Source organism: Vibrio sp. 10N.222.55.C7 (assembly GCF_041473335.1).
GTDB lineage: Bacteria > Pseudomonadota > Gammaproteobacteria > Enterobacterales > Vibrionaceae > Vibrio > Vibrio crassostreae_C.
The window spans coordinates 1-5809 of sequence record NZ_JBFRSC010000083.1; the positions used below are offsets into that span (position 1 = coordinate 1).

General features: G+C 44.8%; 3 protein-coding genes and 5 tRNA genes. All 8 read left to right on the forward strand.

The features are described from left to right. The first annotated feature begins 308 nt into the window (after window positions 1-308). Window positions 309-2891, forward strand: a complete 2583-nt coding sequence (gene alaS / locus AB4482_RS22545; protein ID WP_017063223.1) for an alanine--tRNA ligase — start codon at window positions 309-311, stop codon at window positions 2889-2891. Between the two features lie 220 nt (window positions 2892-3111). Continuing rightward, window positions 3112-4293 carry an aspartate kinase gene (locus tag AB4482_RS22550; RefSeq protein WP_017063224.1) on the forward strand — a complete coding sequence of 394 codons (1182 nt, stop codon included), beginning with the start codon at window positions 3112-3114 and terminating at the stop codon, window positions 4291-4293. A gap of 92 nt (window positions 4294-4385) precedes the next feature. Continuing rightward, complete coding sequence (gene csrA / locus AB4482_RS22555; protein WP_004415691.1) at window positions 4386-4583, forward strand: carbon storage regulator CsrA; 198 nt, start codon at window positions 4386-4388, stop codon at window positions 4581-4583. A gap of 474 nt (window positions 4584-5057) precedes the next feature. Further along, window positions 5058-5150: transfer RNA gene (locus AB4482_RS22560), tRNA-Ser, on the forward strand. 43 nt (window positions 5151-5193) lie between these two features. Beyond that, window positions 5194-5270: transfer RNA gene (locus AB4482_RS22565), tRNA-Arg, on the forward strand. 44 nt (window positions 5271-5314) lie between these two features. After that, window positions 5315-5407: transfer RNA gene (locus AB4482_RS22570), tRNA-Ser, on the forward strand. 89 nt (window positions 5408-5496) lie between these two features. Next, a tRNA-Arg gene (locus AB4482_RS22575) sits at window positions 5497-5573 on the forward strand. 67 nt (window positions 5574-5640) lie between these two features. Further along, window positions 5641-5717 (forward strand) — tRNA-Arg (locus tag AB4482_RS22580). Window positions 5718-5809: the final 92 nt, after the last annotated feature.

Consider the following 5809-nt stretch of genomic DNA (forward strand, 5'->3'; position numbering starts at 1 on the left):
ACATTTCAGGACGGGACATTGAAAGAATTTAAAGCCTCGCATATTTTATGCGGGGCTTTTTTATTGGATCTGCTCCGTCGAGCATGTCTTTGGTCAAATCTCTCTCGTTGACTGAGTTTCTTCGGTACTAGGTCGTCAATTTAGTTCTGCTTTTCCACGGCAAGATATAGTGGAATATTCTTCATTTTATCGAATTCCCACTAAAATCCTGCCCAAGGGTGTCTTTTCTACAAGAAAACTAGTCGAAGCCTTAACCATGATCTACAATACGGCAAAATTCTAACTCGACTATTTTCAGGAAGAGCTGCATGTACATGAGCACTGATGAGGTTCGCAACGCGTTCCTTAAGTTCTTTGAGAGCAAAGAACACCAAATCGTAGACAGTTCATCGTTAGTTCCACATAACGATCCAACCCTGCTATTCACTAACGCAGGTATGAACCAATTCAAAGATTGCTTCTTAGGCGCCGAAAAGCGTGCCTACACTCGAGCAACTACGGCTCAGCGTTGTGTACGTGCGGGTGGTAAACACAATGACCTTGAAAACGTAGGTTTCACGGCTCGTCACCACACGTTCTTCGAAATGCTAGGCAACTTCAGCTTTGGCGACTACTTCAAAGAAGAAGCGATTGGATTTGCTTGGGAATTCCTGACTGAAACTCTTCAACTGCCAAAAGATCGTCTACTGGTAACGGTATACGAGACAGATGATGAAGCATTCGATATCTGGAACAAGAAAGTAGGTGTTCCTGCTGACCGTATCGTTCGCATTGGCGACAAAGAAGGCGGTAAACAGTTCGAGTCTGATAACTTCTGGACGATGGGTGACACAGGTCCTTGTGGTCCATGTACTGAAATCTTCTACGATCACGGTGAGCACATCTGGGGCGGCCGTCCTGGTACACCTGAAGAAGATGGTGACCGTTTCATCGAGATCTGGAACAACGTATTCATGCAGTTCAACCGTCACGCTGACGGCACAATGGAACCGCTACCTAAGCCTGCTGTAGATACAGGTATGGGTATTGAGCGTATTTCTGCAATCATGCAGGGCGTTCACTCTAACTACGAAATTGATGTATTCCAAAAGCTAATCAAAGCGACTGCGGAAGTTGTTGGTCATGACGATCTATCTAACCAATCGCTACGCGTTATTGCTGACCACATCCGTTCTTGTTCATTCCTAATTGCTGACGGTGTTATGCCTTCAAACGAAGGTCGTGGCTACGTTCTACGTCGTATCATCCGTCGTGCAGTTCGTCACGGTAACAAGCTTGGCGCACAAGGCGTGTTCTTCCACAAACTTGTGGGCGTACTGGCTGAAGTGATGGGCTCTGCGGCAGATGAACTTAAGAAACAGCAAGAGCTGGTTGAAAAAGTACTTCGCATTGAGGAAGAGAACTTTGGTCGTACGCTAGAGCGCGGCATGGTTATTCTTAATGACGCACTAGATGCACTTGAAGGCAAAGAGCTTGACGGCGAAACAGTTTTCAAACTTTACGATACATACGGCTTCCCAGCTGACCTTACTAACGATGTAGCTCGCGAACGCGATTTTACTATCGATGAAGAAGGCTTTGAGAAGGCGATGGAAGCACAGCGTAAGCGTGCACGTGAAGCAGGCCAATTCGGCACGGATTACAACGCGACAATCAAAGTAGACACCAACACTGAGTTCTGTGGTTACACAGCAACTGAAGGTGCTGGTGAAATCTCTGCGCTATTCGTTGACGGCGAAGAGGTTGCTTCACTATCGGCTGGCGACAAAGCAATCATCATCCTTGAAGAGACACCATTCTACGCTGAGTCAGGCGGTCAATGTGGTGATGCTGGTACACTAAAAACAGCGTCGGGTCTTTTCAAAGTACAAGACACTCAGAAGCTAGGTAACGCATTTGCGCACCACGGTGAGCTAGTTGAAGGTGTATTTGCTAAGGGCGATAAAGTAGAAGCAACGGTTGACGCTGAGCGTCGAGCTGCTATCTCACTAAACCACTCTGCCACTCACTTACTTCACTCTGCATTGCGCGAAGTGCTAGGTGAGCACGTTGCTCAGAAAGGTTCTTTAGTTAAGCCAGACAACCTACGTTTTGACTTCTCTAACCTTGAAGCGGTAACACCAGCACAGATTAAAGAAGTAGAGCGTCTAGTTAACGCACAAGTTCGTAAGAACCATGTGATTGAAACGAACATCATGGACATCGAGTCAGCGAAAGAAAAAGGTGCAATGGCACTGTTTGGCGAGAAGTACGATGATGAAGTTCGCGTTCTATCTATGGGCGACTTCTCTACTGAACTTTGTGGTGGTATCCACGCTTCAAACACAGGTGATATCGGCCTATTCAAGATCACTTCTGAAGGTGGTATTGCTGCGGGTATTCGTCGTATTGAAGCGGTAACAGGTGAAGCTGCACTAGATGCAGTAGAAGCTCAGGCTAACGCTTACGAAGAGAAACTTGCTGAATCAGCTAAGAAAGCGAAATCGCTAGAGAAAGAAATCCAACTGCTTAAAGAAAAGATGGCTGCTGCAGAAAGCGCAAACATCATGGGCAAAGTAGAAGACATCTCTGGTACTAAAGTTTTGGTTGCTGCAATTGAAGGCGCAGACAACAAGAACCTACGTACTATGGTTGATAACGCTAAAAACCAAGTAGGTAGCGGCATCATCCTGATCGCGAACGTAGCAGACGGTAAAGTTGGCTTGATTGCTGGTGTAACCAAAGACCTAATCGGCAAAGTAAAAGCGGGTGATCTCGTCAAGATGGTTGCTGAGCAAGTTGGCGGTAAAGGCGGCGGTCGTCCAGATATGGCTCAAGCGGGCGGTACAGACGTTGCAGCACTGCCAGAAGCGCTTAAATCTGTGCGTACTTGGCTAGAAGAGCGTCTTTAAGCTTAAGTAATTGATACAAAGATGCCCAATCAGTTGATTGGGCATCTTTTATTTTGCCTATTGGAAGTGTGTTTAAACAAGGTTTGATTGAGATTAACCAAGAAGTCTAATGGTGGCGTTAGACTCCTTGGTTAATTTTTTATTGCTTCGCCCTGACGCGGAGTATGTGTTTTTTTGTCATATATAGACATTGGTCTTGGGAAGGTGAGGACGGGTGAAAATGCCTCTTATCGTGCAGAAATTTGGTGGAACGTCGGTGGGTTCAATTGAACGAATCCATCATGTAGCAGAAAAAATCATTGAAGCGAAAAATGAAGGGAACCAGATCGTGGTTGTCGTTTCTGCTATGTCTGGTGAAACAAATCGGTTAGTTAATTTAGCCACGCAAGTTGATAGCGTACCAAACGCTAGAGAACTGGATGTGTTGTTAACGGCTGGCGAGCAAGTTTCCATGGCCTTGTTAGCAATGACGTTACACAAGTTAGGTTATGAAGCGACATCGATGACTGGCTATCAAGCCAAGATACACACGGATTCTAATCATAATAATGCGGCGATTGAGCGTATTGATACTGCTCCGATTCAAGCTCTGCTAGATGACAACCAGATTGTTATTGTTGCAGGCTTTCAAGGATTCAATGCGAAAGGTGATATCACGACATTAGGCCGCGGTGGTTCAGATACTACAGCGGTCGCGCTTGCAGGTGCCTTGCAGGCGAAAGAATGCCAGATCTATACTGATGTAGATGGTGTTTACTCTTGTGACCCTAGAGTCGTAAAACAATCTCAGAAATTAGATACTTTAGACTTTCCTTCTATGGAAGAGATGGCTCGCCGAGGCGCTAAGGTATTGCACCTTCCTTGTGTTCAGTATGCATGGCAGCACAACGTGTCATTGCGAGTGCTTTCAAGCTTTGAACAAGGCGAGGGCACATTGATCGCGGGTAATCAGTGTTTGAATGATATTGCTGGCATCGCCATCCAAAGAGATATGGTGCGTATCGAGTGTTTGAATGAAGATTTACCGTCTTTCATTTCACATTGCCAACTGTTGGGGATCGAAGTCTGTAGTGTGATCGAGGAAACAGAACGGGCAGCACTCATTATTAAACAAGACATAAGTGCCAAATTAAAACTAGTTTTTGCTGAGAAAATCCGTAATAGTGAACAGGTTAGTTTGTTAACTGTGGTAGGAAGCCGAACACAAGAAATTGTGGTCAGTTCACATGGATTGTTGTCTGAAGGCGAAATTGATGTACAGCATCACTTATTGCAGCAGCAGTCTTTAACTTTGGTGATATCACCAACGCAAGTCGATATGGCTGCTAACATATTACACAATGCATACATCGTAGCGCGTGAAACACAGGGTTATCCTAAAAAAGAAGTGCATTTTGGTTAAATAAACTCAATCGATAGTTTACGAAAATATAACTTTTGTTGGATAATGCTCTCGTAGCTAGATAAATTTAGAGATTACTCAAGGAGCAAAGAATGCTAATTTTGACTCGCCGCGTTGGCGAAACACTGATGATTGGTGATGAAGTAACAGTTACTGTACTAGGCGTTAAAGGTAACCAAGTACGTATCGGTGTTAACGCACCTAAAGAAGTATCTGTTCACCGTGAAGAGATCTACATGCGCATTCAAGCTGAAAAAGGTAATGGTAACGTTGCATCTGGCAACTACTAATACTTTTGCGTAGAGAAGAGGTTAGCATTGTTGCTAGCCTTTTTTGATCTTGGGGAACCGAAACACTGATTGGGACATAGATGGGTTGGATAACGGATCGGTCTCAAAGTGGTGAAGTGAATGCTTTGTGATGCTGCGAGATACAGACAAGGTTGAACAGAACTGTTGCTCTGTATTTTGTTTGGCAAAACTCAAGATTTATTCGCTTCCCCTATGGCGAAAATACGCATCCCGTAGTATTGTGCCATCAGCGGTAGCACTTGCTGCTGGAGAAATTAGATAATTGTTTTCGGCTGTTTATTATTGCCAATCTTTCACCTTAATTTTTAAGGGAAAAAGCGCGATTTGAATCTTATAAGTTCAATTTGCAAGCGCTTTGATTAAATAGCAAACGGTTGAGTGTTTTTGTCCAATTTTTTTCAATAAAGTGTTTGACATATTTTCGGTAAAACGTAATATGTGCCTCCGCAAGACGGTGAGGTGGCCGAGAGGCCGAAGGCGCTCCCCTGCTAAGGGAGTATGTGGTTTGTAGCTGCATCGAGGGTTCGAATCCCTCCCTCACCGCCATTTCTTGCGAGTCTAAAATTAGCAATTTAGACAATGTAAATGTGCGTCCTTAGCTCAGCTGGATAGAGTACCTGGCTACGAACCAGGCGGTCGGAGGTTCGAATCCTCCAGGACGCGCCATTCTCTCTTCTCTTACTTGTAAGTGATTTGAGAATAATGAATTAGGTGAGGTGGCCGAGTGGCCGAAGGCGCTCCCCTGCTAAGGGAGTATGTGGTTTGTAGCTGCATCGAGGGTTCGAATCCCTCCCTCACCGCCATTCATTACAGGCCGATGGCCTTTTTTTTTCTTCGTAGCAAGAAGAATGTGATATATTTCACAACTTCATTCTTAATGAATGAACACCGTGCGTCCTTAGCTCAGCTGGATAGAGTACCTGGCTACGAACCAGGCGGTCGGAGGTTCGAATCCTCCAGGACGCGCCACTATTTAAGGGTTTATTTCTTTTAAGAATGAAAGTCCTTGTATTGACTAAGTTGATACTAAAACCGTGCGCTCTTAGCTCAGCTGGATAGAGTACCTGGCTACGAACCAGGCGGTCGGAGGTTCGAATCCTCCAGAGCGCGCCATTATTTAGGGTTTAGTTCTTATAAGAATGTGAATCCTGATATTGATAAATCGTTCGTCGAGAATTAATATCAAAAACCGTGCGTCCTTAGCT